We start from the raw sequence: 1,844 nt of genomic DNA, 5'->3' as shown, positions 1-1,844 counted from the left end.
GGGACGTCGTCGTCGACCACGGCCAGCTCCGTGTCCTGCGGCAGCCGGGCGTGCTCCTGTCGCGCCTGGACGAAGAGGCGGGCCTGCTTCGCGGCGGCCACGCCCAGCGAGACGACGCCCACGGCCAGCATGAGGGCGCTGCCTCCCGCGACGACGAGGTAGACCGGATCCTCGGCTTGCAGAGCGGCCACGGACCAGCGGCCCTCCTCCGCAACTTCCGGAATCTGTGCCACGCCGGTGAAGGCGAGCAAGGCGAGTGCCCCCGCCCAGCCGATCGCAGTCACGAGCGCGGCGCAGGCCAGGGCCCAGGCAGCGCGGCGCGGGGGCAGCACGTGGGCCAGTCGGGGCGCGAGCACGGCGAGCACAGCCGTGACTGCGAAGGGGACGTAGACGCTGAACAGCACGGCTTTACGCCCTCCCTGCTGAGCGATCATCTCCGGTGCGAGCGTCGTGCCCGGACAGGAGCTGGTGCAACAGGTGCTCGTCCTGCTCGGACAGTTCCGAGACGAAGCGGGCCAGGACCGCCTCGCGGTCGGAGCCACCCTCAAGTAGCGACCGCATGCGCTGGGCGGTGTGCGACGCCTCGTCCCGCACCGGCTCGTACGCGTAGCCACGGCCCTCGCGGTGCCGGACGAGCATCTCCTTGTCGTACAGCCGGGACAGGATGGTCAGGACGGTCGTATAGGCCAGGTCGCCCGGCAGCGCCTCCCGGACCTGGCCGGCGGTCAGGGGGCCGTCGGCGGCCCAGAGCGCGGCGAGCACATCGCTCTCCAGTTCGCCGCGGGCCCGCCTGCCGGACGCCTCGCGGGCGCCGCCGTCCCCTCGTTCCTGCACCGGATGCCTCCGTTCGCCGTCCCGCACAGACTACCCGGCCATCTCCTACTAGTTGTAGGAGGTATGCTCCGGGCTTCGAACCTCGAACTACTACAACTCGTAGAGTTCGGCCGCTCCCGTCCCCTGCGGAGGAAGACCCATGCCCCACCCCGCGAGCACGGCGCCCAGATCCCCGATCACCGGCGCCGCTCCCCCGCGGCCCGGCGCGAAAGGCGGCGCCGGACGGGTCGCGATCGTCTCCGCGAGCGTCGGAGCCGGTCACGACGGTGCCGCGGCCGAGCTCGCCCGCCGTCTCACCGCGCAGGGCTACGCCGTGGACCGCCTCGACCTGCTGGACCTGCTCCCCGCCCACCTGGGCCGCACCGTCCAGGAGGGCTATCACCGGATGCTGGTGCGGGCCCCCTGGGCCTACCAGCGGATCTACTCCAGCACCGAGCGCTCCGAGGGCGGCGGGCCGGTGGCGCGGGCGCTGCTGCGCACGGCGCAGGACCGGGTACTGCGCGCCCTGCCGCCGGGCACCGACGCCGTCGTCTCCACCTACCCCGGGGCCAGCCGGGTCCTGGGCAACCTGCGCCTGGACGGTCGGCTGGCCGTGCCGGTCCTCACCTATCTGACCGACTTCTCGGTGCATCCGCTGTGGGTCGCGCCGGGTGTGGACGTCCACCTCGCCGCTCACGCCGTGCCCGCCGCCCAGGCTCGGGCCGCCGGGGCCCGCGACGTGCGAGTGCACGGGCCGGTCACGGACCCCCGTTTCCGGCCCTGCGACGCACGAGGGCGTGGCCGTGCCCGGGAGAGGTTCGGGCTGCCGTCCCACGCCCCGCTGGCCCTGCTGGTCGCCGGGTCCTGGGGGGTGGGCCCGGTCCGTACGGTTGCCCGGGAGCTGCGTGACTGCGGCGCCGCCGTCCCGGTCGTCGTCTGCGGCCGCAACGAGGCCCTGGCCGAGCAGCTGCGCGCCGACGGCATCGACCACGCCTTCGGCTGGGTCGACGACATGCCCTCCCTGATGCACG

The 1,844-nt window shown here is 73.9% G+C and carries 1 protein-coding gene and 2 pseudogenes; 1 reads left to right on the top strand and 2 read right to left on the bottom strand.

Annotated elements, in window-relative coordinates; translation table 11 throughout:
- Positions 1–404 (bottom strand): annotated as a pseudogene (locus JF597_RS54530) (M56 family peptidase); the annotation flags it as partial.
- Positions 405–408: 4 nt separating this feature from the next.
- Entirely contained in the window at positions 409–834 is a 426-nt protein-coding gene (locus tag JF597_RS54525; RefSeq protein WP_294014563.1) for a BlaI/MecI/CopY family transcriptional regulator, read from the bottom strand.
- A gap of 139 nt (positions 835–973) precedes the next feature.
- Here JF597_RS54525 and JF597_RS54520 point away from each other — a divergent pair.
- Positions 974–1,844: pseudogene (locus JF597_RS54520) on the top strand (UDP-N-acetylglucosamine--N-acetylglucosamine transferase); the annotation flags it as partial.

This window comes from Streptomyces sp. (assembly GCF_019510245.1).
Taxonomy (GTDB): Bacteria; Actinomycetota; Actinomycetes; order Streptomycetales; family Streptomycetaceae; genus Streptomyces.
Note: the sequence above shows the minus strand (reverse complement) of the source record. Positions and strands in the feature narration are given on the sequence as shown.